We start from the raw sequence: 26597 nt of genomic DNA, 5'->3' as shown, positions 1-26597 counted from the left end.
AACGCCCGGATGTGCGGCATCGTCGGTTACACCGGTTCGAAGAACGCGATCCCCCTGCTGGTCGAGGGGCTGCACCGGCTGGAGTACCGCGGTTACGACTCGGCGGGCGTCGCGGTGGCGGGCCCGGACGGGATCGGCGTGCACAAGACCGCGGGCCGGGTGGCGGACCTGCGCCGGGTCATCCCGGACGGGCTCAGTGGCGCCGCCGGCATCGCGCACACGCGCTGGGCCACGCACGGCGAACCCAGTGACCGCAACGCGCATCCGCACCTGGACCCGGCCGGCCGGTTCGCCATCGTGCACAACGGCGTGCTGGAGAACTCCGACGCGCTGCGCAAGCGCCTCACCGCCGACGGCGCGGACCTGGCCTCGGACACCGACAGCGAGGTGCTCGCCCACCTGATCGCGCGCAGCGGAGCGTCCACTCTGGCCGATCGGGTGCGCGACGCACTGTCCCAAGTGGAGGGTACGTACGGCGTCATCGCGATGGACGCGGAGAATCCCGGTGAACTGGTCGCCGCGAGGCGCGGCAGCCCGATCGTGCTGGGGCTCGGCGAGCGGGAGATGCTGATCGCCTCGGACACCGCCGCGCTGGTGCGGTTCACCGAGAAGGTGATCTACCTCGAGGACGACGAGCTGGCCACGGTCACCGCCGAGGGTTACCACACCAGCACCATGAACGACCCCGGCGGCACGCGCTCGACCACCCGGCCGCCGACCGCGCTCGAAGCCGGTTCGATCGACTACGAACTGGGCGAGCACCCGGACTTCATGTTCAAGGAGATGACCGAGCAGCCCGACGCGGTCGACCGCTGCCTGCGCGGGCGGCTGGACCGCCGGTTCATGTCCGCCCGGCTCGACGGCGTCGGCCTGACCCCGCGCGAGTACCAGCAGATCCGGCGGGTGAAGCTGCTCGGCTGCGGTTCGGCCTACTACGCCGGGCAGCTCGGGGCCGAGCTGATCGAGCAGCTCGCGCGCATCCCGGCCGACGCCGAACCGGCCTCGGAGTTCCGCTACCGCAACCCGGTGGTGGACCCGGAAACGCTGTACGTGGCGATCAGCCAGTCCGGCGAAACGCTGGACACCCTGGCCGCGGTGCACGAGCTCAAGCGCAAGGGCGGCCGGGTGATCGGCCTGGTCAACGTGGTCAGCAGCTCGATCGCGCGCGAGTGCGGCAGCGGGCTGTTCCTGCACGCGGGACCGGAGATCTCGGTGGCGGCGACCAAGTCCTTCACGAACATGGGTGTGGCGCTGGCCCTGCTCGCGCTGGAGCTGGGGCGCGTCCGCGACCTGTCGATGGCCGACGGCAGGCGCCTGGTGGACGGCCTGCTCGCGGTGCCGTCGCAGCTGACCGGCATCCTCGGCACCGAGGCTGCCATCGCGGAGATCGCCAGGAAGTACGCCGGTGCCGAGCACATGTTCTTCGTCGGGCGGGTGCGCGGCTGGCCGGTGGCCAGGGAGGGCGCGCAGAAGCTCAAGGAGATCTCCTACGTGCACGCCGAGGCGTACCAGGCCTCCGAGCTCAAGCACGGGCCGCTCGCGCTGATCAACCCGGAGATGCCGACCGTGGTGGTGCTGCCGGACGACGACCTGCTGGCCAAGAACCTGTCCACGATCGAGGAGATCAAGGCCCGCGGCGGCCCGGTCATCGCGGTGACCGACGCGGACCTGCCGCCCGGGGTGGTCACCGGCGTCATCCGGGTGCCGCGGGCGGAACGCGAACTGGCGCCGATCACGTTGTCGGTCGCCCTGCAGTTGTTCGCCTACCACCTGGCGAAAACGCTGGGCCGCGAGATCGACCGGCCGCGCAACCTGGCCAAGAGCGTCACCGTCGAATGAGGCCTTGACCTCCAGTCCACTCCAGATTCTAGCGTGCTCTCGACGAACGAGAGGACGGAACGGATGCGGGATCAGGAGTGGCCGCCGGGACTGGCCGTGGCGCAGGTGCGCGTGGCGCGGCCGACCGACCGGCTGGCCGAGGTGGTCGAGTTCTACTCGGGCTGCCTCGGCCTGCCGGAGTTGTACCGCTTCACCGGGCACGCCGGGTACGACGGCGTGATGCTGGGCCTGCCGGGCACGGACTACCACCTGGAGTTCACCTCGCACGCCGAGGGCAGCCCGGGACCGGCACCCACCCAGGAAAACCTGCTGGTGCTGTACTTCGACGGCGACACGCGGATGCAGGAAACCGTGGTCCGGCTCGGGGAGGCCGGCCACGAACCGGTCGAGCTGGAAAACCCGTACTGGGCCGAGAACGGCGCACTCGCCTTTCCCGACCCGGACGGCTGGCTGGTGGTCCTGGTGCCGCGACCGGTCTTCTAGGTGTTCGGCGAGGAGCCGAGGACCTTGCCGTTGGCGAAGCCCTCCGCGCGGGTCGGGCCGGGATGGGTGATGGTCTTCCCGAAGCACACCGACCAGGAGTTCGCGGCCACCCCGGACGTGTGACAGACCCAGCCGTCCAGCACCTCGGCGCCGGAGGGCCGGTACAGGTGCATCGCCGCGCTCGTGCTGAAGGTGCTGGACTTGTTGTTGCGCACGATCACCGCACCCTGCATGGATTCCCGGTTCGGCGTCACCACCATGCAGACCTGCGCGCCCACGCTGGTCGCGATCGACTTGGTGCCGCCGCACGTCCAGGTGCTGGCACTGGAGGTGATCGGATTGGTGTTCCCATAGGCCTTCCAGGTGCCGTCCGCGGCCGCGGCGGTGGCCGGGGCGGCCCCGAGCACGACGGCGGCGATCGCGGTCGTTCCCGCGAGGATTCTTCGTGTGACCAGCATGGATGTCTCCCTCTTGTCGGTTCTCGCGCAAGACTCTCCGTGCCCGGCTTTCACCCGGGTTTCCCGGCGGCGAAACTCCGGCCGGGGCAGTCCGTTTGGGGGTACCGCGGCGCCCGGACGCCCGCTTGAATTGGACCAGACCAATCAAGGAGCTGACATGTCGCGACTGCACGCGTGGAAACGGTGGTCTTTGGCCGTACCGCTCGCCGCCACCGCACTGCTGGGTGGTCTGGTACCGGCGAGCGGGACGGAGACCGGGCGGGCCTCGGTGCCGCTGGACCAGCTGACCGTCGTCACCACCGAAGTGGCCACCGGCCTGCAGAACCCCACCTCGATCACGCCGGTCGGCGACGGCAGGCTGCTGGTCACCGAGAAGCGCGGGGTGATCCGCGCCTTCCACCCGAAGACCGGGCTGGCCGCGCAGCCGGTGCTGGACATCAGTGCCCGGATCAGTTCGGGGGCGGTGGAACGCGGGTTGCTCGGGCTGGCGCTGGCGAAGGACCGCAAGACCGCGTACGCGGCGTACACGCGACTGCCGGACCACGCGGTGACGCTCGCGCGCGTGCGGCTGGACACCGGCGCGGTGGAGGAACTGCTGTCCCAGCCGCACAGCGAGTTCCCCAACCACAACGGCGGGCAGGTCGCCTTCGGTTCGGACGGCAACCTGTACTGGGGCATCGGGGACGGCGGCGGCGCGGGTGACCCGCTGGCCACCGGGCAGCGGCTGGACACCCTGCTCGGCAAGATCGTGCGCCTGGACGTGAACCGTTCGTGCGGCGGGAAGTCGTACTGCGTGCCGGGTGACAACCCGTTCGTCGGCAACGCCGGGGTGCGCACCGAGATCTGGTCGTACGGCCTCCGCAACCCGTGGCGGTTCTCGTTCGACCCGCACAACGGCTCGCTGTGGATCGGCGACGTAGGCCAGGGGCGGTTCGAGGAGGTCGACCACATCCGCGCGCACCAGGGCGGGGTCAACTTCGGCTGGTCCTGCATGGAGGGTCCGGTGGTGTACAACCAGGACCGCTGCGACCCCAAGGCGAAGTACACCGGGCCGGTGTTCGACTACGTCTCCGGTGAGCAGGGCTGCGCGGTGATCGGCGGGCACGTCTACCGCGGGCGCCAGTTCGCCGACCTCGCGGCGGGCACCTACGTGGCCACCGACTTCTGCCGCGGCACCGCGTGGGCGGTGCGGGACAACGGCGACGGCACCTACTTCGAGGGCGAGATCGGGGCCTTCCCGACCGACGTCACCGCGTTCGGCGTGGACGAGTACGGCGAGCTGTACGTGGCCGACGAGTACCCCGGCCGCCTGCACAAGGTTTCCTTCCAGCGAAAATGAAACCGGCGTAAAAGCGGTGGCCGCCATCGTTCCCCTCGCACCGACCAGAGAGGGGAAACGATGGCACACCGCGGAACCATCAGAGTGGCGGTCGCAGTCGCGGGCTAAGCGGCACGTCGGCCTACGTTTTCGCGTACGACGGCACGAGTTCGGTGAGCAGGACCAGACCGTGTACCTGCAGGTGTGCACTTCGGACTCGGCGAACGCGGTGTGCACCGACAGGAGCAAGGGCAAGGGCCGCACCTAGAGGTCACCGGCGAAGGCGAGCAGCGCGTCGTTGACCGCGTCCGGGCGGTCCAGGTGGGTGGCGTGCCCGGCGTCCTCCAGCACCACCGCCCGGCCCGACCGGGTGTCCCGGATCGCGGCCCCGGCGTGCTCGCACGGCCAGAACTGGCTTTCCCGGCCCGCCACCATGAGCACCGGGAACTCCGCTCGCGCGATCACGTCCCGCCAGTCCTGGTGGGCGTGGTCGTGCAGCAGCGGCAGGGTTTCCGGCCGGTCGGGCGGCGGGCTCACGTTCTCCGCGCCGAGCCGGTCGACCAGCCGCAGCAGGCCCTGGCTCGCTTGCTCGGCGCTCAGCCCCTTACCGGTTTCCGGCACGCCGCCGGTGAAGAAGTCGCCCGAGTTCGCCGTGTCGAGGCCGTAGAAGCCATACGACCAGCCGTTCCCGTTGATCATCCGCGGCGTCTGGTCGATGCTCACCACACCCCGCACCCGCTCGCCGCCAAAAAGGTCCACATAGGACCAGATCGTGCTGGCGCCCATCGAACTGCCGATCAGCAGCACCTCGTCCAGTTCCGCCGCCACGAGCGCGTCGTGCAGGTCCTTGCCGTGGCGGGCCATGCGCTGCCCGAACGCCGGGGCGTCCGACCGGCCCTGCGAACGGCGGTCGAGGCAGAGCACGCGGTACCCGGCCGCGGTCAGCGCGTCGGCCTGGAGCACCCAGGTCTCGGCGGCGGCGCGATACCCCGCGACCAGCACCACCGCCGGTCCGCTGCCTTCGTCGGTCAGGTGGAGGGTGATGCCGTCACTGGTGGTCACTGAGCCCATGCCCCCATCGAAGCACGCGCGGGCGGCGGCTCCCATGGACAGATCCTCCCCACCTGTGGCTGATCATGGAGAAGCTCTCCATGATGGAGGGATGTCCGAGACCGACTCCTGGCTGCGCCTGCTCGCCGACGAACGACCGGACGCCGAGCTGGAGGACTTCCGCCGCGAGCAGCTGACCGGCGCGAGCGGTGCCGACCGCGACCGGCTGGCGCTGGCGGCCGACCGCGCGTTCGCCATCCGGCGGCGGCTCGACGCCCGGCGGCAGCACGCGGCCGAGCTGACCGTGCTCAACGACCTCGCCCGCCGCCTGACCACGCTGCGTGACTCCGCCGAGGTGCTCAGCGAGGTCGCCGCGCAGGCCCGGCGGCTGCTCGGCGTCGACGTCGCGTACCTGATGCTCCGGCAGGCCGACGACCGGCTGCGGATCGAGGTGGCCGACGGCTCCATGGGCGCGGCGCTGCGCGGGATCGAGCTGTCCCCGGGTACCGGTCTCGGCGGCCGCGTGCTGCGCACCGGCGAGCCGATGTGGACCGAGGACTACCTGCGCGACGCCCGCATCGAGCACCTCCGAAGCATCGACGCGGCCGCCGGGAGCGAGCACCTCGGTGGCATTCTCGGCGTTCCGCTGATCCGCGGAGACCAGACCGTCGGGGTGCTGCTGGCAGCCGATCGGCGGCCCAGGGCCTTCCATGGCGGTGAAGTCGAACTGCTCGCCGCGCTCGCGTCCCACGCCGCGGTCGCACTGCACAACGCCGGGTTGTTCGAGGAACTCAGCTCCGCGAACGCGACCCTGCGCCGCGCCGACGAACTACGTGAGCGGCTCACCGCCGCGGTGATCGACGGCGGCGGGTTCGCCGAGATCGCCGGCGAGCTGGCGCGAGCGCTGGGCGGTCCGGTCGCCGTTTTCGGCGCGGACCACGAACTGCTCGCCGGTGAGCCGGGGTCCGCCGAACCCTCGGGTGAACCCCGCACCGTGGTCCACGTCGGTGACGCGGTGCTGGCGCCGGTGGTGCTGGGCAGCGGGTACGCCGGTTGCCTCATCGCGAGCGGCGCGGCCGCCCAGGACGCCGACGCACCCCGGCTGCTCGGTCTCGGCGCGACCTCGGTGGCGGTGGTGATCACCTCCGAGCAGTCGCGCGCGGAGGCGGAACTGCGCACCCGCGGGGAGTTCGTCAGCGCGCTGCTCTCCCCCGGCGCCGACGAAGCCGGGCTCCGGCGGCGGGCCCGGCGCGTCGGCATCGGCGTCGCCGGGGTGCGGGCGGTCGCGGTCTTCGATCCGGGTGACGCCGACCCGCGGCAGGCGACCGCGCTGGCCGGGCGCGTCGTGGCGGAGTTCGGCGGCTGGTCGGCCGAACACAGCGGGCACGTCGTCGCGTTGCTGCCGGGGACCACGGCCGAGCGCGCGGCCGGGTGGATCCGCCGCCTCGACCTGCCCTGCGCGGTCGGGATCGCGCCGTGTTCCGGTGGGGTGCACGCGATCCGCACCGCCCACGAGTCCGCCCGCCAGACCGCCACCGTGCTGCTGGCGCTCGGCCGCGCCCGCGACTGCGCGCGGGCCGCCGAACTCGGCCTGTACCGGTCGCTGTTCGGCCAGGCCGGTCGCGACGAACTGCTGGTGTTCATCACCGACGCGGTCGGCCCGCTGCTCGCGCACGAGCGGCTGGCCACCACGCTGCGGACGTACCTGGAGCAGTCGCGGCACCACGCGCGGACCTGCGAACTGCTGCACATCCACGCGAACACCCTGTACCAGCGGCTCGAGCGCATCGACGGACTGCTCGGCCCCGGCTGGCGCGAACCGCAGCGCGCGCTGGAGATCCAGCTCGCCCTGCGGCTGGACGAGGTGCTCAGCGCGCTCCGGGCGCGCGAGTGAACACCTTGCCGGGGTTGAGGATCCCGTGCGGGTCGAGCGCGTCCTTGACCGCGCGGTGCAGGTCCAGCACGGCGGGGCTCAGCTCGGCGCTCAGCCCGTCGCGCTTGAGCAGGCCGACGCCGTGCTCGCCGGTGACCGTGCCGCCGAGGTCGATGGCGTCGGCGATGATCCGGTCGAACGCGGCCTGCGCGCGGCGGCGGGCGTCCTCGTCGCCGGGCGGGGTGATCAGCAGCGGGTGCAGGTTGCCGTCCCCGGCGTGCGCGATGTTCGCGATCAGCGTGTCCATTTCGGACGCCGTTTTCTCGATGCGCGCCAGCATTTCGGGCACCGCGGCCCGCGGCACGCACACGTCCTCGGTGAGCACCGGGCCGAGCCGTTCCAGCGCCGGGTAGGCGAGCCGCCGCGCGGCGAACAGGGCGTCGGCCTCCTCCTGGTCGGTGGACCGCGCGGCCCAGGTGGCCCCGGCGTGCTCGAAGCACGCCAGCATCGCCTCGACCTCGCGCTCCCCCGCCTCGCCCGGCGCGTCGGTGCGGCCGAGCAGCACCACGTCGGCGTCCGCGGACAGGCCCATGTTCTTCCACCGGTCCACCGCGGCCAGGCAGTGCCGGTCGATCAGCTCCAGTGCGGACGGGGTCAGCCCGGCCGCGCCGATCGCGGTCACCGCCCGCCCGGCGTCCACAATGGACGAGAAGTACCCGGCCACGGTGTGCTCGGGCTCGCGGCGGGGGCGCAGCCGCACGGTCACCTCGGTGACCACGCCGAGCGTGCCCTCCGAGCCGACCACCAGCCCGGCCAGGTCGTAGCCCGCCACGCCCTTGGCCGTCCGCCTGCCCAGCCGGACCAGCTCGCCGGTGCCGGTGACCACCTCCAGCGCCAGCACGTAGTCGCGGGTGACGCCGTACTTGGCGCAGCAGATGCCACCGGCGTTCGTGGCCACGTTGCCGCCGATGGTCGACCACGGCGCGCTCGCCGGGTCGGGCGGGTACCAGAGGTCCCGCTCGGCGCAGGCGGCGCGCAGGTCGTCGTTGACCACACCCGGCTGGACCACGGCGAGGCGTTCGACCGGGTCGATCTCGCGGATCTCGGTCATCTGGGCGGTGCTCACCACCACGGCGCCGTCGATCGCGTTGGCGCCGCCGGACAACCCGGTCCCGGCACCCCGCGGGACGACCGGCACGCGGTGCCGCAGGCAGGCGAGCACCACGGCCCGCACCTCGTCGGACGTCCGGGGCCGGACCACCGCGCACGGCGTGCCGTGCGGGGCCCACTCGGCCTCGTCGTGCACGTATCCGCTGATCAGGTCGGGGTCGAGCACCAGCCGGTCGGCGGGCAGGTCCCGGCGCAGATCGTCCACCAGAGCACGCATCTCGCCAACCTCGCACGGGTGAGCCGCTCCGTCCAATGGAGGAACCCGCCACCGTCCGCGACCGGCCATGGAGACCACCTCCACCCGGTTGCTCCGTTCGTGCGGCCGGTGTATCAGATTGCTCCGCTTGGCCGTCCTCTCCGGTGAGGGGTGAGTGCGATGAAGGGAATCCGAAGAACCATCACGATCGCGGCGGCGTGCGTGGCGCTGGTCGCCTGTGGCAGTCCCGGGCCGGACAGTGATCCGCCGGGTGCGCCGGGCGGGACCACCAGTGAGCCGGGCGAGGGCACCGACAGCACCGGCGGCTCCGACAGCACCGATGGCACCGATGGGACTGGCGGTACCGGTGACACCGGCGGCACGGGTGGCGCGGAGGTCACCGACGAGCCGCCGGACATCCCAGGCGGCCCGATCGACTACGACAACACGCGGACCGGCGGTGGCCGCAGCCCGGCGGAGGTCAAGGAAGACATGGAGGGCCAGCTCGCCGACCACGAGCAGTGCGGGCGGAACCGGTGCGGGGTCAAGGTGGTGATCAGCGGCAAGGGTGACTGCGTCGAATCGGTGACCCCGCGCCCGGTCAAGCCGGGTGGGCGGATCACCGTGCTGGCCAGGCCCTGCATCGACGACGAGAAGCCGCCGTCGGAGGAGCCGTCCGAGGAAGCCGGGAAACCGGCCAAGTCGAAGCCGGTCGAGTCCCCGGCACCGAATTCCGAACCGGGCTGAACCGTGGCCGCGCCACGCCACCACCGATCCGTGGCCGGGCCGCGCGACGAGACCGTGGCCGCACTGGACGACCGGACCATGGCGACGCCACGCGACCGAACCGTGGCCACGCCGGGCAACCGGACCACGGCCACACCGCGCCACGGATCCGGGGTCGGGCCGCGGCATCGGAGGCTTCGGCCGCGGCCATCGGACCCGGCTCCGGTCGAGGAGCCGGGGACCGGGCGCGCGGCCAAGGTCCTCGCCTCCGTAGCCGCCAACGTCACGCTGCTGACCGCCCTCCTCTACTACTACGGCCTCCTGCGCACCCAGGAGTTCTTCGCCTACTTCCGGGTGCACTACACCCTGCTCGGCCAGACCGCCGACGAGATCTTCGGCCGCGGCGTCAACGGCCTCCTCCTGCCGATCGCGGGCGCGGCCATCGCCGGCTTCCTGGTGCTGGGCCTGTTCCGGACGCTGCGGCACCGCCTGCCCGCGCCGAGGTGGGAGTGGCTGCTGCGGGTGGCCACGCCGGTCGCCGCGGCCGGCGGGTTCGTCCTCATCGGACTGACCGGGCCGATCGCGCTGGAGCCCGGCCTGTTCCGCCGGTTCGCCGGGCTGCCCGGCGTCGGCCTCGCACTCGGGGTGATCCTCCTGGCCAGCGCGTGGCACCGCCTGGGCGCGACCACCGGCGACCGCCGGGCGCGGCTGTCGGTCGCCGAATGGGTGTCCGCCTACGTGCTGGTGGCCTTCGGCCTGTTCTGGGCGGTCGGCGACTACGCGCAGGCGACCAGCCTGCGCTCGGCCTACGAGACGGCCGTGGCGCTGCCGTCGCAACCGGCCGCCACGCTGTACAGCGCGCAGAGCCTGAACCTGGCCGCCGACGGGGTGCGCGAGGACGTCTGCGCGCAACCCGAAGGCGCCTACAAGTTCCGCTACACCGGCCTGAAGCTCCTCCTGCAGTCCGGTGGCCAGTACGTGTTCCTCCCGGACGGCTGGCGGCGCTCGCGCGGCACCGCCTTCGTGGTGCCGCGCTCGGACAAGCTGCGCCTGGACTTCGCGCCGCCGAAGGCCGTGCCCGCGCCGGCCTGCTGATCAGGCGGGCACGCGCAGATCCGTGCCCTTGGTCTCCCTGACCGCGGTGACCGCGGCGAAGGAGATCACGCACAGCACCATGATGTAGATGCCCACCGACGGCGCCCAGCCGGTGTTCTGCACCAGCAGTTCGGCGATGGTCGGGGCGAAGGCGCCGCCGAGGATCGCGCCCAGGGCGTACCCGATCGACACCCCGGAGTACCGGACCGCGGTCGGGAACATCTCGGCGTACATCGCCGACATCGGGCCGTAGGACAGGCCGAGTCCGACGGTCAGCACGAAGATGGCCGCGCCGAACAGCCAGATGTTGCGCGTGTCGATGAGCAGGAACAGCGGGATCATCCAGACGAACACCAGGCCGTAGCCGAGCTGGAAGGTGCGGACGCGGCCGATCCGGTCCGACAGCGCGCCGCCGTAGAGGGTGAAGATCAGCCAGCCGACCGAGCCGACCACGATGGCCAGCAGCACCGAGGGCCGCGACAGCTTCAGCGTGCCGGTGCCGTAGGCGATGAAGTAGGCGATCACCAGGTACCCGGCGGCGTTGTTGGCGATGAAGATCAGCGCGGTCAGCACCACCTGCTTGGTGTTGCGCCGGAACAGGTCGCGCAGCGGCGCCGAGGACTCCTTGCGGCGCTGGAGCATCTCCTGGAAGACCGGGCTCTCCTCGACCGCGCGGCGGATCGCGTAGCCGAGCACGATCAGCACCACGGAGAACAGGAACGGCACCCGCCAGCCCCACGACTGGAACTGGGCCGGGGTGGTCACCGTGGTCATGATCCACAGCACCCCGGTGGCGAGGATCAGCCCGATCGGCACGCCCACCTGCGGATAGGCGCCGAACAGCCCGCGGCGGTGCTCCGGCGCGTGCTCGACCGCCATCAGCGCGGCCCCGCCCCACTCCCCGCCCGCCGAGAAGCCCTGCACGATGCGCAGCACGATCAGCGCGATCGGCGCGGTCACGCCGATGTCGGCGTAGGTGGGCAGCGCGCCGATCAGCGCGGTCGCCGCGCCCATCAGCACCAGGGTGAGCACCAGCATCTTCTTGCGGCCGAGCTTGTCGCCGTAGCGGCCGGCCACGATCGCGCCGAGCGGGCGGAACAGGAAGCTGATCCCGATGGTGGCCAGCGAGATCACCGTGGCCAGCCCCGGCGCGGCCTGGTTCACCGGGGCCAGGAACAACGGGCCGAGGACCAGGCTGGCGGCCTGGGCGTAGATGAAGAAGTCGTACCATTCGATGGTGGTCCCGGCCAGCGTGCTGGCCAGCACCTTCTTCTCCTCGCGAGACCGCCTTGCCGTGGGTTGCGCCATGTGAACTCCGTTGTCCGTGGGGCCGGTCCGAGGACTATTGCCGACGGACGCCCCACTGACAAGGCATTCGCGGCCCGGTCAGTCGGTCAGCCTGCCGCGGACTTCCGTGGTCGCCTCGATGGTCAGGGTGAGGAAGCGGGCGATCGTCCGGCGTTCGTCGTCGCCGAGGTCGCGCCAGGCCTCCGAAAGCCGTTCGCCCAGCGGCAGGAAGAAGGCCGAGCCGATCTCCCTGGCCTGCTCGTGCATCCGCAGTTCGACCTTGCGGCGGTCGGTGGCGCTGCGATCGCGGTGGAGGTGCCCGGCCCGTTCCAGCCGGTCGAGCACCGAGGTGGTGGCCGACGCGCTCAGGTGCAGCGCCCCGGCCAGCTGGCTCGGGCTCATCGGCGTCCCGCGCCGGGCCGCGTCCATGATCACCGCGAGCGCGTTCAGATCGGTGCGGTGCAGCCCGTGCGCCTCGCCGAACATCTCGGCGAACCGGTCGGACTCCACGGTCAGCTGCCGGACCAGGGTGACCAGCACCTCATCACCGATCTTCGCCTGGTCAGCCGCGTCGCTCATGCGCGCCGTCCCCTCCCCGAGTTGCCGCCGCCCGGGCCGCACCCTAGTCTTTCGGTCATCGAAATATCCGCCCGCCGAAACACCTGATTCGAAGGACATCGTTCCATGATCTCCGGTTCCGCGCACGAACCCGCCACGCGGTCTCCCCGGGCGCGCCTTCGCTGGCTGCTCCCCGCACTGCTGGTGGTCGCCTGGCTCGCCTTCGGCGCGGTGAGCGGCCCGTACGCGGGCAAGCTCGCGGAGGTCGCCGAGAACGACTCCGGCGCCTTCCTCCCCGCTTCCGCCGAAGCCACCGAGGTCAGCGAACTGCAACGCCAACTCGGTGGGGCGCAGGCGATCCCGGCGATCGTGGTGCTGGAGCGGACGAGCGGGCTGACCGACGCCGACCGGCAGTTCGTCACCGAGAAGACCCGCGCCTTCGCCGGGGCGTCACCGCTGATCCCGGCGCCGCAGGACAACCAGGCCGCCCGCGTGGTGGTGCTGATCGACGCCGGCACCGATCCGGCCGAGGGCGTGGCCGCGCTGCGGGACGCGGTCGGCCAGGGCGCGCCCGACGGGCTGACCGTGCTGGTCACCGGCCCGGCCGCGCAGGCGGCCGACCTCGGCGAGGCGTTCGGCGGCATCGACGGGCTCCTCCTGCTGGTGGCCGGCGCGGTGGTGGCGATCATCCTGGTGATCGTCTACCGCAGTCCGCTGCTGCCGTTCCTGGTGCTGCTGTCCGCGGTGTTCGCGCTGGGACTGGCGAGCCTGACCGTGTACCTGCTCGCCGACAACGACGTGCTCGCGCTCAACGGCCAGAGCCAGGGCATCCTGTTCATCCTGGTGTTCGGCGCCGCCACGGACTACGCGCTCCTGCTGGTCTCGCGGTACCGGGAGGAACTGCGCGACACCCCCGACGCGCGCACCGCGCTGCGTTCGGCCTGGCGTGCCACGATCGAGCCGATCACCGCGTCGGCGGGCACGGTCATCCTCGGTGTGCTGTGCCTGCTGTTCAGCGACCTCAACTCGAACAAGGGGCTGGGTCCGGTCGCCGCGATCGGCATCGGCGCCGCGCTGCTGACCACGATCACCTTCCTGCCCGCGGTGCTCGCGCTGTTCGGCCGCACCTCGTTCTGGCCGTTCCGTCCGACTTATGGCTCCCCGCACAACTCCGGGAAGCTGTGGGGCCGGGTCGCCGGCTGGATCTCCCGCGCGCCCCGCGCCATCTGGATCGTGACCGTGCTGGTGCTGCTCGGCGGGGCCGCGTTCCTGCCGCAGCTCAAGGCTTCCGGCACCGCGCAGTCCGACGTGTTCCTGACCCCGGTGGATTCGGTGGCGGGCCAGGAAGTGCTCTCCCGCCACTTCCCCGGCGGCACCGGCTCCCCCACGGTGATCTTCGCGAACACCGCGCAGGCACCGGCCGTCGAAGCGGCCGCCGAGGTCGAGGGCGTGTCCGGACTGCGGGCCGAACCGGCGGGCGCGCTGACCAAGATCGAGGCCACGCTCACCGATCCGCCCGACTCCGAAGCCGCCATCGCCACCGTGGAACGGCTGCGCACGGCCGTGCACGCGGTCGAGGGCGCCGACGCGAAGGTCGGCGGCCCGACCGCCACGCAGCTCGACACCCAGCGGACCTCCGAGCGCGACCGGCTGCTGATCATCCCGATCGTGCTGGTGATGATCTTCCTGGTGCTCGCCCTGCTGCTGCGCTCGCTGCTCGCGCCGCTGCTGCTGATCGCCACCGTGGTGCTCTCGTTCGCCACCACCATGGGCATCTCCGCGCTGGTGTTCAACCACGTGCTGGACTTCCCCGGCGCCGACCCGGTGGTCCCGCTGTTCGGCTTCGTTTTCCTGGTGGCGCTGGGGATCGACTACAACATCTTCCTGATGACCCGCGTCCGGGAGGAGGCGAAGCGGGCCGGCACGCGGGAAGGCACGCTGCGCGGGCTCACCCTCACCGGCGGCGTGATCACCTCGGCGGGCGTGGTGCTGGCGGCCACCTTCTCCGCGCTGGCCGTGCTGCCGATCCTGTTCCTCGCGCAGATCGCCTTCATCGTCGCGTTCGGCGTGCTGCTGGACACGCTGATCGTGCGCTCGCTGCTGGTGCCCGCGCTGGCCACCGATCTCGGCGGCCGGATCTGGTGGCCCGCCCGGATCGAACCGGTCAGCTCGGCGCCCCCAGCGTCGCGGACATCTTCGTCATCTGGTTCCGCTCGTTGAACTCCACGCCGATCCGGAAGTCCGGTCCGGTGATCCACATCGGACCGTCCTCCCCGGACACCGCCAGCCCGCGGTGCACCGCGTAGGAACCGAAGGCGCGGCGGTGGTCGTGCAGGGTCAGCTCCATCACGCCCTGCTGCAGCACCCGCATGGTGCGCGCGGAGGACGCGGGCGGCAGGCTCAGTTCCGGGTGCTCCAGCAGGAAACCCGCCCTGGTGCCGCCGCCGACCGGGCCCTGGTAACCGGACCAGCGCCCGGTCGCGACCTTCGCGGCCTCCATCATCAGCGACGCCACCTGCGCCGGTTCGGTCGGTGAACCGGGCAGCGCGTCGAACGGGACCTCCGCCTCGGCGAGTTCCGGGATGCCGTGGCGTTCGCCGAACTCCTTGGCCGCCAAGGCGATCCCGAGCACCTCGGGCCGGTAGCCGAACGGGTTCGCCCACGCCCACAACCACGAACCGGGGCCGGGCGCGGCACTGCCGAGGAGGTGCACCCGGTCGGCCACCAGCGGGTTCTCGCCGGTGAACTCGAACAGCGGCTGCGCGAGGTCCACCCGCCACGAGTGCTCGCCGACGCGTTCGGACAGGTGCAGCTGGTGTTCGAAGGAGAGCAGGGCGGCGTCGTCCTGCAGTTCGAGAAACGTTGGCATGGCGGGGAGCGTACTGAGCCCGCGGCCCGCGCCACGCCGTTTTGGCCAAAGTCGAATCCGGACGGTGTCTAGCCGGTCTCCGCGGTGACCGGCATCCCGGTCACCGGCACGCCGGTCAGCGCCGCCACCGCGGAGGCCATCGCGGCCGAGGCCGGCGGGTAGGCGAGTTCGCCCAGCCCGCCCGGCGCCGCGCCGGAATCCAGGATGACCACGTCGATCGCCGGTGCCCGGTCGATCCGCGCCCAGGCGTAGTCGCGGAACGAGGATTCGGCCACCCGGCCGTCCCGCACGGTGATCTGCGCACCGAACACAGTGGACACCGCGTCGAGGATCCCGCCCTCGACCTGGGCCCGCACCCCGGACGGGTGCAGCGCGACCCCGACGTCCACCGCCGCGGTCACCCGGCTGACCACCGGCGTGCCGTCGTGGTCGCGGACGTCGGCGAGCACGGCGATGGCCGAGCCGTAGTCGAGGTGGCAGGCGACCCCGCGCGACACCCCGGCGGGCGGCGGCGCCTGCGCGGCGGCCGCGTCGAGCACGCGCCGGAGGCGGGAGCCGACCGGCAGCAACCGGCGGCGCAGCTCGACCTGGTCGAGTCCGGCCCGCAGCCCGGCCGCGGAGAGGAAGCACTCCTCGGCGAAGACGAACTGACCGGCGTAGACCGAGCGCCAGAACCCGGTGCGCACCGGCGACGGCCGCAGCACCACGGCCGGTTTCCCGGGCACGCGGTACGGGAAGTGGTCACCGCTGAGCAGCACGAGTTCGGGCTTGCCGAAGAACGGCACGGTGGTCAGCGGCCAGGTCGCGACGCCGTGCGAACGCCAGCGCGGCACCCCGTCGCGGGCGAGCACGGCGGTGAGCCGGTGCACCGACATCGGCCGGTACGAGTCGTGCCGGGTGTCGTCGTCGCGCGTCCACAGCAGTTTCACCGGCTTTCCGGTGGCACGCGAGCACGCGACCGCTTCGAGCACGAAGTCCAGTTCGAAGCGGCGGCCGAAGGCACCACCGGCCAGCGTCGCGTGCACGGTCACCGCGGCCCGGTCGAGCTTGAGGATCTGCGCCAGCTGGTCGCGGAGGCCGCCCGGATCCTGCGTCGGCGCCTGGATGGTGAGCGTGCCGTCGCCGGGGAGGTGCGCGGTGGCGTTGAGCGGTTCCATCGGCGCGTGGGCCAGCAGCGGCAGGCGGTAGGTCAGGTCGAGTCCGACCGGGCCGGGCGGTTCCGGCGGCGCGGGAACGGCGGCGGCGAGATCGGCGAGCCACGCCCGGCTGTCCGCCTGCGGGGTGCCGCCGGTCCAGCCGACCACCAGCGCGGCGCGCCCGGCCAGCGCGGCGGCGGTCGAATCGGCGATCACCGCGACGCCGCCCTGCGAGCCGGTGGCCGGGTCGAGCCGGACCACGTCGCGCACGCCGGGCACGGCTCGCGCGGCGGTGTCGTCCACGGTGGCGACCGTCGCGCCGATCCAGTCCGCCCGGCGCACGACCGCGAACTGGGTGCCCGGCTCGCGCACGTCGATCCCGAACCGCGCCCGGCCGGTGACGATGTCGGCGGCGTCGATCCGCGTGTTCTCCTTGCCGAGGAAACGCCATTGCGCCTGCGGGGTGAGCGTGACCGGCACGGTGGCCGGGTCGATCGCGGCGGCTTCGGCGACCAGTTCCGCGTAGGCGAGGCGGCCGTGCTGCGGGTGCTCGACGTAGCCGTCGCGAGCGCGGCACTGCGCCGCCGGGACCTGCCACCGCTGGGCCGCCGCCGCGACGAGCAGGCAGCGGGCGGTCGCGCCGGCTGTTCGCAGCGGTTCCATCATCAGCTGCACCGACTGCGAACCGGCGATCAACTGTGAGCCGTACCGCGCGTTGTCCCCCGGCGCCTGGTGGACCTGGATCTGCTGCGGGGCGACGGAAAGCTCCTCGGCGACGAGCAGTAGTGCGACCGTGCGCACGCCTTGGCCGGTGTCCGGGCGCGGTACGGTCACCTCGATCCGCCCGTCCTCGCCGACACGCACGAAGACGTTGGGCTCGAGTTCGGTTTTCCCCGCGGCTGGCAAGGGGATCGCCACCAGCAAGGCCGTGGCGCCCGCGGCGGACAGGAAGCCGCGCCTGCTGAGCGTCATCGGCCCTCCTCCCGCGCCAGCTCGGCGGCGGCGTGGACCGCCTTGCGGATGCGCGGGTAGGTCCCGCAACGGCACACGTTGTCGCGCAAGGCTTTGTCGATGTCCGCATCGGACGGTTCCGGTCGTTCGCGCAGCAGCGCCACGGTGCTCATGATCTGCCCGGCCTGGCAGTACCCGCACTGCGCCACGTCACCGTCGATCCAGGCCCGCTGCACCGGGTGGTCACCGTGCTCGGACAGGCCCTCGACGGTGGTCACCGCGCGCCCGGCCAGCTCGCCGACGGGCAGCACGCAGACCCTGGCCGCTTGGTTGTCCACTAAGGACACACATGCCCCGCAGGCGCCGACCCCGCAGCCGTACTTGGGCCCGGTCAGGCCGAGCTGGTCCCGCAGGACCCAGAGCAGCGGGGTGTCCGCCGCCGCCTCCACCTCCCGCTCGATCCCGTTGATCCGCAGTCGATACACCGGCACGAGCGCCTCCGAAACGTGGTGGGAGCGATCCCAGCCAGCATCGCACCCACCCGATGGCCGAACAATCGGCCTTTCGGCGGCACGCCCGGTGACGTCGCGATTCCGCCAGCCCCGCCACGCCGCGCCCGCCTAGGGTCGCGGACATGCCACTCCACAGCCGTGAGGCAGTCCAGAACGCCTGGCAGGCCTTCGCCACTTACGACGCCGACCAGATCGCCGCCGTCTTCACCGAGGACGCCGAATGGCTGGCACCCCCGGGCAACGCCACCGCCGTCGCGCTGGCGATCCCCGACCACATGATCGGCCGGGACGCGATCGTGCGATTCCTCGCCGAAGACTTCCCGCGCTTGTTCGTCAGCGACGTCACCGTGACGTTCCACGGGTTCCACGCCGACGGCGACCGCGTGATCGTGGAGGAGACCATGACCGCGACGCTGGCCAACGGCAACCACTACGCGAACGACTACTGCTTCGTCTTCGAACTCCGGGACGGGCTTATCCACCGTGTCCGCGAGTACATGGACACCGCTCGCGGACACCGCCTCGTCTTCGGTGAGGGTCAGCCCGCGCGCCAAGCCACCAGCTTGCCCATGTTCGCCACGTAGGTACTGGTGCTGATCACCTGCGGACGCGGAACCGGCTGGTAAGGCGGCTCCTCCGGCGGGCTCGACGGGTCGTAGGGCGACGTGTCGTACACATCCCCCACGTGCTTGCTCACGTACGCCTTGCCGTCGTACGGCGTAGCGGGAGCCGGGCCGAGGTACGGGTTCGTGGTGTCCGAGGCGGAGAGCCAGTACTCACCGCCCACGAGCTTGTCCACCAGGGCGGCGGCCTCCGCGTCCGAGACGACCGGCAGTGGCAGGGGCGCGTCGCGGAAGAGGTCGGTCAGTTGGAGGTCACGCAGCGAGAAGTACCGCGGCAGCGGGCCCGCCTTCCCGCTCAACGGTGACCGCTCCGTCAGATCGGCCACCTCGCGCGGGGTCAGCGCCATCAGCTCGTCGTAGGTCTTGCGCAGCGCGGCCGTGTCGACCGAGCGGCCACCCGAATAGTGGCTCAGGGTCGCCCGGTGGTCGTGGTCGGAGTAGTACGCCCCGTTGCGCACGTTCGACCCGAAGCGGTGCACGAACCGAGCCCGGTTGGTGTCCAGGTCGACGAAGGTCGGGTGCGTCCGCCCGGCCAGCAGCGGGTTCTCCGCCAGCTGCTGGGCGGTCAGCCGGCAACTGTCCAACCAGGACAGTGCGGCCGGGACCCCGGCCAGGAAGCCGTGGTCGCCGGTGAGCCGGAAGTAGTGGAACAGCTGCTGGACGTTGGTCTGCGTGGTGTGCGTGGCCAGCGCACGCGGTTCGTACGAGCGCGCCCCCGCCGGCGCACCGGCCGGGCGGCCACCGGCGGCACGCGCGAGGTGCTGCAACCCCCACCCCGCCCGCGGGCCGGGTTGCTGGAGCCGCCGAAGGCAGTCCATCGCCCGCCGGACCGGGCCGGCCAGCTCCGGTTTGCCCAGCGTCGCCATGCACATCAGCAGGAACTTGATGTTCTCCCCCAGCACGTCGTCGTTGAACGTGACGTGGCCGGTGTAGTCGCCGTCCTCCATGCCGTGCCGGATGTCGGCGGGCAGCCACGACGGCAGGACTTCGGGCCACGGCGTGTCCGACACCGCCCGCGGCACGCGCGGGAAGCGCTGCGGCCAGCCGCCGTCGGCGATGCCGCCCTTGAGCTGCGCCTTGAGCAGGAACCGGAGCACCCGGTCGAGCGCCGCGCGGAACCGGTGGTCGCCGCGTTCCAGGTACAGCCGCAGGATCAGCTGCGCCGCCGTCGAGGTACCGGCGTCGTCGAAGGTCGCGTTGCCGTAGTAGTGCTGGAACTCCTCCAACCGCCAGCCGTTCGCGCCGACGGTCTCGTACCACCGGCGCAGCGACGCCTCCCCGGCGAAGTCGTGCACGTAGTTCCAGCCACCACCGGGCAACTGGACCTCCGCCAGCGCCAGGCCGGTCCGCTCGGCCGCGCGCCAGAACAGCTCCTCGCCGGTGGCGTGGTACGCGTCGAGCAGGCTGTGCCCCACCGACGGCGTGCCCGGCGGCTGCACCCAGCACATGGTCCGCTCGGCCGCCATCTCGCCCCAGGTGCGCGACAGGTCCGGCAGGTAGTTCCAGACGTAACCACCGCGGTGCGACAGGTGCTCGTCGAAGAACGCCGCCGCCCGGCGCATCGCGGCGGGCACACCCGGGGCCGCACTGGCGGGCGGTCCGGCGGCGAGCGTGGCCACGGGCACCGCCGTGGCGAGGAAACCGAACTGACGACGAGTCATGTCCATGCCTGGAGACCTTTCCCGCAAGCCGCCGATATTCATATTTGTGAACAACGTCCACATTTGTAAACGACAGCTTGGCTCGCCGGTCCGCTCCCGTCAATCACTTCCCCGCTCAGTGGGCGATCGCGAGCCCCAGCGACGCCGCGGCGAGCCCCAGGATGGTGGCGGGGAACCACATCGTGTCCAGCACCCGGATCCGCAGGTGCGCCACCACCGCGCCGACGAAGAACAACGTCAGCCCGGCGGCGGCCGCGATGCCGAGGTACCGGAAGCCGAGCAGGCCCGCCACCAGGCCGAGCGCGCCGGCCAGCTTCGCCGTGCCGAGCATCGGCAACCACGAGGCCGGGATGCCGAGCCTGCTCGAATTGCCGAGCACGAAGTCGGTGCGCAGGTAGTCGACGATGGCGAAGTAGGCGTTGATCGCCGCCGTCAGCCCGGCGACGAGGTAGAACGCGAGAGTCACAACCGCTCCTTGTCCGTGAAGGGATCAACCACTCCCCTGACGAAACGGGACGGCGCGAGGTGACCCCGGATGTCGAATCGGGCCGGGTCCGTTCGTAGCCAGGGTGAAGGACCCACCACCGAGGGAGTCACCATGGACGAGAACGTGAGCGCCACCCTGACCATCGCCGCCCCCATCACGCGGGTGTTCGCGGTGCTGGCGGACCCGACGGCCCATGCCGCGATCGACGGCACCGGCTGGGTACAGGACGCCACCGGCCGCGAGCCGCTGACCGAGGTCGGGCAGCTCTTCCGGATGGAGATGCACCACGCCGACCACCCCGACGGGGACTACCAGGTGGTCAACGAGGTGCTGGTGTTCGACGCCCCGCGCGCCATCGCCTGGCGCACCGGGCAGGAGAAGGCGAACGGCGAACTGGAGTTCGGCGGCTGGGTCTGGCGGTACGACCTCAGGCCGCTCGGTCCCGACGAGACCGAGGTCGTGCTGTCCTACGACTGGTCGGCCGTGCCGCCGTACGTCCGGGAGTACCTGCAGTTTCCGCCGTTCGGCCCCGACCACTTGATCAACTCGTTGCGCCACCTGGCCGCGCTGACGCGAAACGGCTTCACAACCGCCCGCGCCTGACCGAGGATGTCGCGGTGGGCAATGCCGAACCGAGTCGCCGTCGTGGAAACTACGGCTTCGACGGGGATTTCCGGCTGGTCCCGGCGAAGTGGCAAGCGGCGGGCATCGTCACGATGTTCGCCGTACTGCTGGGATTCGTCGCGTACGACGTGGTCACGGGACGCGCCGGCGCCGCTGTGGCGGGCGGGCTGATCGTCGCGTTGCTGGCGTTCACCGCCGCGTCGTTCGCCTTCACCACCCGCGCGGGCAAGTTCCAGGTGTGGGCCCGCATCCTCGACGACCTGGATCTGCGCGGGGACGAGCACCTGCTCGACCTCGGCTGCGGCCGTGGCGCCGTCCTGCTCGCCGCGGCCGAGTTGCTCCCCGATGGACGCGCGGTCGGCGTGGACATGTGGCGGCCCGACCAGACCGGCAACTCGCCGGAAGCCACGCGCCGCAACGCCGAGCTCGAAGGCGTCGGCGCGCGGGTTTCGCTGCACACCGGCGACATCACCGGATTGCCGTTCGCGGACGACACCTTCGACGTCGTGGTCAGCAGCTTCGTCCTGCACCACGTCCCCACCGCCGCCGGTCGGCGCGCGGCGCTCGACGAAGCGCTGCGCGTCCTGCGCCCCGGCGGCCGTCTCGTGCTCGCCGATCTGGGGCACACCGGGAAGTACGCCGCGCATCTCCGGACGCGGGGTGTGGCCGCTGAGCGCCGCAACCTCGGCTGGCGCGTCTGGTGGGGCGGCCCGTGGTTCCCGAGCCACCTGGTGACCGGCACGAAGTCGCGGGACTCCTAGGCGCCCCGGTCACCCCGGCTGGGCGGACAACGGGACCGGGCCGAAGCAGGTGCTCAGGTCGGCGAACACGCACCACGCCGGGCGCCGCTTCGGGAGGTAGCCGGTGGGCACGCCCGCGCCCGAGATGAGCTGGCGGTAGGCGGGCACCGCGTCGGTCGGGCGCCGGGTCAGCGCCGGGTCGGTCAGGGCGTCCACTGTGTACAGCCCGAACCGCGGCCGGTAGCTGCCCCACTCGTAGTTGTCGGTGATGCTCCAGTAGTTGTACCCGATCACCTCGACGCCTTCGGCGATCGCCCGCTGCATCCAGTAGATGTGGTCGCGCAGGTGGTCGGCCCGGCTGTACCCGTCGGCGCGCGGCTTGCCGTTGTCCGTCGGCATGCCGTTCTCCACCACGTACATCGGCAGTTCCGGGAACTTCTTGTGGTAGGTCTTCAGCGCGTGGTAGATCCCGTCCGGCTGCAGGTCGATCTTCCAGAACTCGTCGGTGGCGCCGTGGATCGCGCTCAGGTTGTCCAGGCTGGCGCCGTAGTAGTAGTCGATCCCGGCGAAGTCCAGCTTGTCCCGTACCTTGTCCACGAAGGACGCGTCGTCGAACCACTGCAGCGGCGGCGGTTTCACCGCGACGTTGCTGCTCACCTTCGCGCCGGGGTCGAGCTGGTGGATCAGGTCGTACCCGCGGCGGTGCGCGGTGACCAGGTTCCGCATCATCGCCTCGGACTGGAAGAAGTTCAGCCCGCCGTTGCGCTCCTCGAAGCTGCGGTAGATCGTCGCCTCGTTGAAGGTGATCCACAGTGCGCCCTTGCCCGCGTAGCGCTGCACCACCAGGTTCGCGAAGTTCAGCCAGCTGTCCACTGTGGACGCGTTCGTCCAGCCGCCGCGGTCGACGATCCAGCCGGGGTGGGTGAAGTGGGTCAGGGTGATCATCGGCGTCATCCCGGCCGCCTCGATCTCACGCACCATGCCGTCGTAGAGCGCCAGCGCCGACTGGTCGATCTCCCCCGGCCGCGGTTCGATGCGCGGCCACTCCACGCTGATCCGGAACGTGTTCACGCCCATGTCCTTGGCGAGCGCGATGTCGGCGGCGTAGCGGTGGCGGAAGTCGACGGCGTTGGCGTACGGGTCGTGCACGGTGGTCGCGCCGCCGTCGACGTAGCGGCGCCAGTTGCTGTCCGGCGCGCCGCCCTCGGTCTGGAACCCCGCCGTGGCCACGCCCCAGTGGAACCCGGCGGGCACCGGCGGGATGGGCACCGCGGCCTGGGCCACCGCGCCGGGCAGCGCCAGCGGGACGAGCAGGAGCAGGACCGCCGCGGCACGCCATCGGATCGCCATACCGGCGAGTATGCAAGGACTCCCTTGCGTCGCGCAAGGGTACCCTTGCGTCCATGTCCGGCGAGACGCGTGCACGGATCATGGACGAGGCGCTGGCGCAGTTCGCCGAGCGCGGGTTCGGCGGCACCACGATCAGCTCCATCGAACGCGGCGTCGGCCTGGCCGAGGGCACCGGCTCGTTCCACCGCCACTTCCCGTCGAAGCGGGCCGTGCTGGACGCGGTCGTCGAGCGCGAACTGGCGCGGCTGCGCGAGATCCGGCCCGAACGCGAACGCGATCCCAGCCGCCCGCTCGCCGAGCGGCTGGCCGGTGACCTGGAGTTCCTGCGTGAGGTCCGCCCGCTGATCGAAATCCTGATCCGCGAGCGCGGCACCATGCCGCACCTGGTCCGGCGCGTGCGGGAGGTGCTCGTCGACGGCGGGCTGACCGGGATCGCCGGAGACCTCGACACGGGCTCCGGCGATCCGGCCGCCGCGGCGACGGTCCTGCTCTGCGCGACCGTCGGCTACTTCCTCACCTCGGAGTTCTTCGGTGCCGACCCCGGCGGGGTGGACGCCGAGCGCTACACCCGGGTGCTCGCCGAACTCCTCTCCCGGGAACGCTGACGCGCCCGCCGGATCAGCGGCCACACCGCGACCAGCACGAACGCACCCAGCAGTACACCGGAGATCGGGCGGCCGAAGAAGCCGGCCGGGTTGCCGTCGAAGATCAGCAGCGACCGCCGCAGCGACTCCTCCAGCAGCGAGCCGAGCACGAAGGCGAGTACCAGCGGTCCCGGGTCGAAGCCGAGCTTCTTCATCAGGTACCCGAGCGCGCCGAAGGCGATCACCAGCACGATGTCGAACACGTCGTTGTTCACCGTGTACACACCGATCAGCGTGATCAGCACGGTGATCGGGGCGAGCACGGTGGCCCGCACGCGCAGGATCTTCACGAACAGCCCGACCAGCGGGATGCTCATGATCAGCAGCAGGATGTTGCCGAGGTACATCGAGTTGACCACGCCCCAGAACAGTTCGGGCTCCTCGGAGACCAGCTGCGGGCCGGGGGTGACGCCCTGGATGAGCAGCGCACCGAAGATCACCGCCATGGTGGCGTTCGCCGGGATCCCGAGGGTGAGCAACGGGATGAACGACGAGGTGGCGGCGGCGTTGTTGGCCGACTCCGGCGCGGCGACACCCTCCACCGCGCCCTTGCCGAACCGGCTGGGGTCCTTGGCGCGCCGCTTCTCGATCGCGTAGGCGGCCAGTGACGACAGCGTCGCGCCGCCACCGGGCAGGATGCCGAGCACAAAACCGAGCACGGACCCGCGTCCGATGGCGCCGGAGGACTGCCTGAGGTCGGTGCGCGACGGCCAGACGTTGGCCACCGCGGCGGGTGCCTGGGTGGCGCGGTGGCGTTGTTCGAGGTTGTAGAGGATCTCGCCGAGGCCGAACAGGCCCATCGCGATCGGCACGAAGTCCAGGCCGTCGGCCAGGGACAGGTTGTCGAAGGTGAACCGCTCGGCCGCGGTGAAGCCGTCCCGGCCGACGGTGGCCAGCAGGAGGCCGAGGCAGGCGGCGATCAGCGCCTTGAGCCGGTTTCCGCTGCTGACCGTGGAAACCAGCAGGATGCCGAGCAGGGCGAGCGCGGTGTACTCGGGCGGGCCGAAGTCGAGCGCGAACCCGGCGACGAGCGGGGCCAGCAGGGACAGCGCCACGATGGAGACCGTGCCGCCGACGAACGAGCCGATCGCCGCGATGCCGAGCGCGGTGCCCGCCCGGCCCTGCTTGGCCATCGCGTGCCCGTCGAAGACGGTCACCACCGAGGAGGCCTCGCCGGGGAGCTTCAGCAGCACCGAGGTGATCGTGCCGCCGTACTGGGCGCCGTAGAAGATCCCGGCCAGCATGATGATCGCGGTGACCGGCTCGATGCCGAAGGTCAGCGGCAGCAGGATGGCGATGGTGGCCGCCGGGCCGAGCCCGGGCAGCACCCCGATCAGCATGCCGATCACCACGCCGAGCAGGCAGTAGAGCAGGTTCGCCGGTTCGGCGACGACCGCGAAGCCGTCGAGAACGGGGGTCAGGTCCACGGACCCTCCTAGAGCAGGTGGGGAATGGGCACGGACAGGGCGCCGACGAAGATGGCGTAGAAGATCGCGACCAGCGCGACGCTGCCCACAATGGACAGACGCCAGCTTTCGCGGCCGAGGAAGCGGAGCCAGGCGAAGCAGAGCAGCGTGGCCGGGATCTCGAACCCGATGTACTCGATCACCACGACGAAGAAGACCATCGTCGCCAGGCCGGCGAGCACCAGCCAGCTCGAACCGGTGAACCGCTCGGTGTCGGACGACTGGCGGAACCGCACCAGCAGCGCCACCCCCAGCACCACCAGCGCGCCCCCGAGCAGCAGCGGCCACATCCCGGAATCGGGTTCGGCCGCGGTGCCGACACCGAGCGCCAGCGAGGCGATCACCGCCACCACGCCGATCCCGACCAGCACCACCGCGGTCACCGCGTTGGTCAGCGGCCCGGCGGCCGGCGGCTGCTCGCCGTCACCCTCCACTTCGGACAACTCCGGCGCCGTCATTCGCCCTCCCCCAGATCGATCCGGAACTGCTCGGTCACCGCGCGGTACCGCTCCAGGTTCGCCGTCCACTGGCGGCGCAGCTCCGCGCCGTCGACCTCGTTCGGGGTGAGCAGGTTGTCCTGGTTGAACTTCTGGTACGCGGGCGTGGCGAACACCTTTTGGAACGCCATCCGCAGCTTCTGCAGGATCTCCGCCGGCGTGCCCTTCGGCGCGAAGATCGCGCGCGACTGCTGCACCGGCACCTGGTAGCCCTCCTCCACCGCGGTCGGCGTGCCCGGCAGGTACGACGGGCGCCGCTCGGCGAAGGTGACGATCGGCTTGAGCTGCCCGGCCACGATCTGCTCGTTGGCCTCGCCCAGTTGCACCGCGCCGACGTCGACCTGCCCGCCGAGCACCGCGGTCATCGTCGGCGAGCCGCCGTCGAACGGCACCGCCGTGCCGCCGATCCCGGCCTGCGCGAACAGCAGCGCCTGCGCGAGCTGGCTGCCGGTGCCCGCGCCGGTGGTGCCGTAGGTCAGCGGGCGCCCGGCGCGCTTGAGGTCCTCGATCGTGCCGAACCCCGACCCCGGCGCGGTGACCAGCACGTAGTCGTCCTGCGAAACCCCGGTGACCACCTCGTAGTCGGCGATGTCGATCGCCTGCTTCGGCGGCACCGCGAGCGGGGTGATGTAGGCGAGGCTGCCGTTGTAGACCATCAGGGTGTGGCCGTTGGCCTTCTTACCGCTGAGCTCCCTGGCCGCCAGCGCGCCGTTGGCCCCCGGCTTGTTCTCGACGGTGACCGCCACGCCCAGGTCGCCGGTCACGCCGTCGGCCAGCGCCCTGGCGATCAGGTCGGTGCTGCCCCCGGGATCCGCGCCGGCGTAGACGGTGATCGCGTCGCCGTTGGGGTAGTCCTTCGCCGCGGCGTCCGCGCCACCGCCCAGATTTCCGCCGCACGCGGCGAGCGGCGCGACCAGGGCGAACCCCAGGCCGAGCGCCACCCAGCGGCGTGCGCCGAGCTTCCTGGTCATGTCGTTTCTCCCC

Annotated in this window: 25 protein-coding genes; 11 read left to right on the top strand and 14 right to left on the bottom strand. The window is 71.6% G+C overall.

Annotated elements, in window-relative coordinates:
• Window positions 1–9: 9 nt before the first annotated feature.
• Entirely contained in the window at window positions 10–1839 is a 1830-nt protein-coding gene (gene glmS, locus JYK18_RS32420; RefSeq protein ID WP_206807217.1) for a glutamine--fructose-6-phosphate transaminase (isomerizing), read from the top strand.
• 63 nt (window positions 1840–1902) lie between these two features.
• Window positions 1903–2322: a VOC family protein gene (locus JYK18_RS32415; RefSeq protein WP_206807216.1), complete on the top strand. Its 420-nt coding sequence runs from the start codon at window positions 1903–1905 to the stop codon at window positions 2320–2322.
• Here JYK18_RS32415 and JYK18_RS32410 read toward each other — a convergent pair.
• Window positions 2319–2780, bottom strand: coding sequence for a hypothetical protein (locus tag JYK18_RS32410; RefSeq protein WP_206807215.1), 462 nt, complete (start codon window positions 2778–2780; stop codon window positions 2319–2321). The genes JYK18_RS32415 and JYK18_RS32410 overlap by 4 nt on opposite strands.
• Before the next feature lie 157 nt (window positions 2781–2937).
• On the opposite strand from JYK18_RS32410, the gene JYK18_RS32405 reads away from it, so the two are divergent.
• Window positions 2938–4119 carry a sorbosone dehydrogenase family protein gene (locus JYK18_RS32405; RefSeq protein ID WP_206807214.1) on the top strand — a complete coding sequence of 394 codons (1182 nt, stop codon included), beginning with the start codon at window positions 2938–2940 and terminating at the stop codon, window positions 4117–4119.
• Between the two features lie 243 nt (window positions 4120–4362).
• Here JYK18_RS32405 and JYK18_RS32400 read toward each other — a convergent pair whose 3' ends face one another.
• The gene (locus JYK18_RS32400; RefSeq protein WP_206807213.1) at window positions 4363–5169 is read right to left on the bottom strand and encodes an alpha/beta fold hydrolase; all 807 of its coding nucleotides are present in this window, start codon (window positions 5167–5169) and stop codon (window positions 4363–4365) included.
• Window positions 5170–5260: 91 nt separating this feature from the next.
• On the opposite strand from JYK18_RS32400, the gene JYK18_RS32395 reads away from it, so the two are divergent.
• Window positions 5261–7042 (top strand): GAF domain-containing protein, encoded by a 1782-nt coding sequence (locus tag JYK18_RS32395; protein WP_206807212.1) that lies wholly within the window; start codon window positions 5261–5263, stop codon window positions 7040–7042.
• Here JYK18_RS32395 and JYK18_RS32390 read toward each other — a convergent pair.
• Window positions 7017–8408 (bottom strand): FAD-binding oxidoreductase, encoded by a 1392-nt coding sequence (locus JYK18_RS32390; RefSeq protein WP_206807211.1) that lies wholly within the window; start codon window positions 8406–8408, stop codon window positions 7017–7019. The genes JYK18_RS32395 and JYK18_RS32390 overlap by 26 nt on opposite strands.
• A 159-nt stretch (window positions 8409–8567) precedes the next feature.
• Here JYK18_RS32390 and JYK18_RS32385 point away from each other — a divergent pair, with 159 nt between their 5' ends.
• Together JYK18_RS32385 and JYK18_RS32380 are read left to right on the top strand one after the other, a co-directional pair.
• Entirely contained in the window at window positions 8568–9134 is a 567-nt protein-coding gene (locus tag JYK18_RS32385; RefSeq protein ID WP_206807210.1) for a hypothetical protein, read from the top strand.
• A 30-nt stretch (window positions 9135–9164) separates the two neighbouring features.
• Window positions 9165–10208: a hypothetical protein gene (locus tag JYK18_RS32380; RefSeq protein ID WP_307796154.1), complete on the top strand. Its 1044-nt coding sequence runs from the start codon at window positions 9165–9167 to the stop codon at window positions 10206–10208.
• Here JYK18_RS32380 and JYK18_RS32375 read toward each other — a convergent pair whose 3' ends face one another.
• Window positions 10209–11516, bottom strand: a complete 1308-nt coding sequence (locus JYK18_RS32375; RefSeq protein ID WP_206807209.1) for an MFS transporter — start codon at window positions 11514–11516, stop codon at window positions 10209–10211.
• Between the two features lie 78 nt (window positions 11517–11594).
• A complete protein-coding gene (locus JYK18_RS32370; protein WP_206807208.1) occupies window positions 11595–12074 on the bottom strand; it encodes a MarR family winged helix-turn-helix transcriptional regulator in 480 nt (159 codons plus the stop codon).
• Window positions 12075–12179: 105 nt separating this feature from the next.
• On the opposite strand from JYK18_RS32370, the gene JYK18_RS32365 reads away from it, so the two are divergent.
• Window positions 12180–14273, top strand: a complete 2094-nt coding sequence (locus JYK18_RS32365) for an MMPL family transporter (RefSeq protein WP_206807207.1) — start codon at window positions 12180–12182, stop codon at window positions 14271–14273.
• Here JYK18_RS32365 and JYK18_RS32360 read toward each other — a convergent pair.
• The 3 genes from JYK18_RS32360 to JYK18_RS32350 form a co-directional block, all read right to left on the bottom strand.
• On the bottom strand, window positions 14218–14922 hold the full coding sequence (locus tag JYK18_RS32360) for a DUF6882 domain-containing protein (RefSeq protein WP_206807206.1): 705 nt from the start codon (window positions 14920–14922) through the stop codon (window positions 14218–14220). The genes JYK18_RS32365 and JYK18_RS32360 overlap by 56 nt on opposite strands.
• 68 nt (window positions 14923–14990) lie before the next feature.
• Window positions 14991–17030: a xanthine dehydrogenase family protein molybdopterin-binding subunit gene (locus tag JYK18_RS32355; protein WP_206807205.1), complete on the bottom strand. Its 2040-nt coding sequence runs from the start codon at window positions 17028–17030 to the stop codon at window positions 14991–14993.
• Complete coding sequence (locus JYK18_RS32350; protein WP_206808252.1) at window positions 17027–17494, bottom strand: (2Fe-2S)-binding protein; 468 nt, start codon at window positions 17492–17494, stop codon at window positions 17027–17029. Before JYK18_RS32350 ends, JYK18_RS32355 begins: the two co-directional genes overlap by 4 nt.
• 149 nt (window positions 17495–17643) lie before the next feature.
• Here JYK18_RS32350 and JYK18_RS32345 point away from each other — a divergent pair, with 149 nt between their 5' ends.
• A complete protein-coding gene (locus JYK18_RS32345; protein WP_206807204.1) occupies window positions 17644–18105 on the top strand; it encodes a nuclear transport factor 2 family protein in 462 nt (153 codons plus the stop codon).
• On the opposite strand, the gene JYK18_RS32340 is transcribed toward JYK18_RS32345, so the two are convergent.
• Window positions 18060–19811 carry a pectate lyase gene (locus JYK18_RS32340; RefSeq protein ID WP_206807203.1) on the bottom strand — a complete coding sequence of 584 codons (1752 nt, stop codon included), beginning with the start codon at window positions 19809–19811 and terminating at the stop codon, window positions 18060–18062. The genes JYK18_RS32345 and JYK18_RS32340 overlap by 46 nt on opposite strands.
• Before the next feature lie 109 nt (window positions 19812–19920).
• Window positions 19921–20271, bottom strand: a complete 351-nt coding sequence (locus JYK18_RS32335) for a DoxX family protein (protein WP_206807202.1) — start codon at window positions 20269–20271, stop codon at window positions 19921–19923.
• A gap of 132 nt (window positions 20272–20403) precedes the next feature.
• Here JYK18_RS32335 and JYK18_RS32330 point away from each other — a divergent pair, with 132 nt between their 5' ends.
• Both JYK18_RS32330 and JYK18_RS32325 read left to right on the top strand, forming a co-directional pair.
• Window positions 20404–20895: an SRPBCC family protein gene (locus JYK18_RS32330; RefSeq protein WP_206807201.1), complete on the top strand. Its 492-nt coding sequence runs from the start codon at window positions 20404–20406 to the stop codon at window positions 20893–20895.
• Window positions 20896–20909: 14 nt separating this feature from the next.
• Complete coding sequence (locus JYK18_RS32325) at window positions 20910–21677, top strand: class I SAM-dependent methyltransferase (RefSeq protein ID WP_206807200.1); 768 nt, start codon at window positions 20910–20912, stop codon at window positions 21675–21677.
• A 9-nt stretch (window positions 21678–21686) separates the two neighbouring features.
• Here JYK18_RS32325 and JYK18_RS32320 read toward each other — a convergent pair whose 3' ends face one another.
• Window positions 21687–23006, bottom strand: coding sequence for a glycoside hydrolase family 1 protein (locus JYK18_RS32320; RefSeq protein ID WP_206807199.1), 1320 nt, complete (start codon window positions 23004–23006; stop codon window positions 21687–21689).
• 53 nt (window positions 23007–23059) lie between these two features.
• On the opposite strand from JYK18_RS32320, the gene JYK18_RS32315 reads away from it, so the two are divergent.
• Window positions 23060–23611 carry a TetR/AcrR family transcriptional regulator gene (locus JYK18_RS32315; RefSeq protein ID WP_206807198.1) on the top strand — a complete coding sequence of 184 codons (552 nt, stop codon included), beginning with the start codon at window positions 23060–23062 and terminating at the stop codon, window positions 23609–23611.
• Here JYK18_RS32315 and JYK18_RS32310 read toward each other — a convergent pair.
• The 3 genes from JYK18_RS32310 to JYK18_RS32300 are packed head-to-tail and all read right to left on the bottom strand — an operon-like array spanning window position 23569 to window position 26584.
• Window positions 23569–25077 (bottom strand): tripartite tricarboxylate transporter permease, encoded by a 1509-nt coding sequence (locus JYK18_RS32310; RefSeq protein WP_206807197.1) that lies wholly within the window; start codon window positions 25075–25077, stop codon window positions 23569–23571. The genes JYK18_RS32315 and JYK18_RS32310 overlap by 43 nt on opposite strands.
• A gap of 8 nt (window positions 25078–25085) precedes the next feature.
• A complete protein-coding gene (locus JYK18_RS32305; RefSeq protein ID WP_206807196.1) occupies window positions 25086–25574 on the bottom strand; it encodes a tripartite tricarboxylate transporter TctB family protein in 489 nt (162 codons plus the stop codon).
• Complete coding sequence (locus tag JYK18_RS32300) at window positions 25571–26584, bottom strand: tripartite tricarboxylate transporter substrate binding protein (RefSeq protein WP_206807195.1); 1014 nt, start codon at window positions 26582–26584, stop codon at window positions 25571–25573. Before JYK18_RS32300 ends, JYK18_RS32305 begins: the two co-directional genes overlap by 4 nt.
• Window positions 26585–26597 lie beyond the last annotated feature (13 nt).

Origin of the sequence: Amycolatopsis sp. 195334CR, from assembly GCF_017309385.1 — a bacterium.
GTDB lineage: Bacteria > Actinomycetota > Actinomycetes > Mycobacteriales > Pseudonocardiaceae > Amycolatopsis.
The sequence above is the reverse complement of the archived record's forward strand: the minus strand, read 5'-3'. Positions and strand labels throughout refer to the sequence as shown.

Bases quoted from the DNA above. Each gene is read 5' to 3' on its own strand.
- glmS (WP_206807217.1), top strand. From the start codon at position 10: ATGTGCGGCATCGTCGGTTACACCGGTTCGAAGAACGCGATCCCCCTG.
- JYK18_RS32415 (WP_206807216.1), top strand. From the start codon at position 1,903: ATGCGGGATCAGGAGTGGCCGCCGGGACTGGCCGTGGCGCAGGTGCGC.
- JYK18_RS32410 (WP_206807215.1), bottom strand. From the start codon at position 2,780: ATGCTGGTCACACGAAGAATCCTCGCGGGAACGACCGCGATCGCCGCC.
- JYK18_RS32405 (WP_206807214.1), top strand. From the start codon at position 2,938: ATGTCGCGACTGCACGCGTGGAAACGGTGGTCTTTGGCCGTACCGCTC.
- JYK18_RS32400 (WP_206807213.1), bottom strand. From the start codon at position 5,169: ATGGGCTCAGTGACCACCAGTGACGGCATCACCCTCCACCTGACCGAC.
- JYK18_RS32395 (WP_206807212.1), top strand. From the start codon at position 5,261: ATGTCCGAGACCGACTCCTGGCTGCGCCTGCTCGCCGACGAACGACCG.
- JYK18_RS32390 (WP_206807211.1), bottom strand. From the start codon at position 8,408: ATGCGTGCTCTGGTGGACGATCTGCGCCGGGACCTGCCCGCCGACCGG.
- JYK18_RS32385 (WP_206807210.1), top strand. From the start codon at position 8,568: ATGAAGGGAATCCGAAGAACCATCACGATCGCGGCGGCGTGCGTGGCG.
- JYK18_RS32375 (WP_206807209.1), bottom strand. From the start codon at position 11,516: ATGGCGCAACCCACGGCAAGGCGGTCTCGCGAGGAGAAGAAGGTGCTG.
- JYK18_RS32370 (WP_206807208.1), bottom strand. From the start codon at position 12,074: ATGAGCGACGCGGCTGACCAGGCGAAGATCGGTGATGAGGTGCTGGTC.
- JYK18_RS32365 (WP_206807207.1), top strand. From the start codon at position 12,180: ATGATCTCCGGTTCCGCGCACGAACCCGCCACGCGGTCTCCCCGGGCG.
- JYK18_RS32360 (WP_206807206.1), bottom strand. From the start codon at position 14,922: ATGCCAACGTTTCTCGAACTGCAGGACGACGCCGCCCTGCTCTCCTTC.
- JYK18_RS32355 (WP_206807205.1), bottom strand. From the start codon at position 17,030: ATGACGCTCAGCAGGCGCGGCTTCCTGTCCGCCGCGGGCGCCACGGCC.
- JYK18_RS32345 (WP_206807204.1), top strand. From the start codon at position 17,644: ATGCCACTCCACAGCCGTGAGGCAGTCCAGAACGCCTGGCAGGCCTTC.
- JYK18_RS32340 (WP_206807203.1), bottom strand. From the start codon at position 19,811: ATGGACATGACTCGTCGTCAGTTCGGTTTCCTCGCCACGGCGGTGCCC.
- JYK18_RS32330 (WP_206807201.1), top strand. From the start codon at position 20,404: ATGGACGAGAACGTGAGCGCCACCCTGACCATCGCCGCCCCCATCACG.
- JYK18_RS32320 (WP_206807199.1), bottom strand. From the start codon at position 23,006: ATGGCGATCCGATGGCGTGCCGCGGCGGTCCTGCTCCTGCTCGTCCCG.
- JYK18_RS32315 (WP_206807198.1), top strand. From the start codon at position 23,060: ATGTCCGGCGAGACGCGTGCACGGATCATGGACGAGGCGCTGGCGCAG.
- JYK18_RS32305 (WP_206807196.1), bottom strand. From the start codon at position 25,574: ATGACGGCGCCGGAGTTGTCCGAAGTGGAGGGTGACGGCGAGCAGCCG.
- JYK18_RS32300 (WP_206807195.1), bottom strand. From the start codon at position 26,584: ATGACCAGGAAGCTCGGCGCACGCCGCTGGGTGGCGCTCGGCCTGGGG.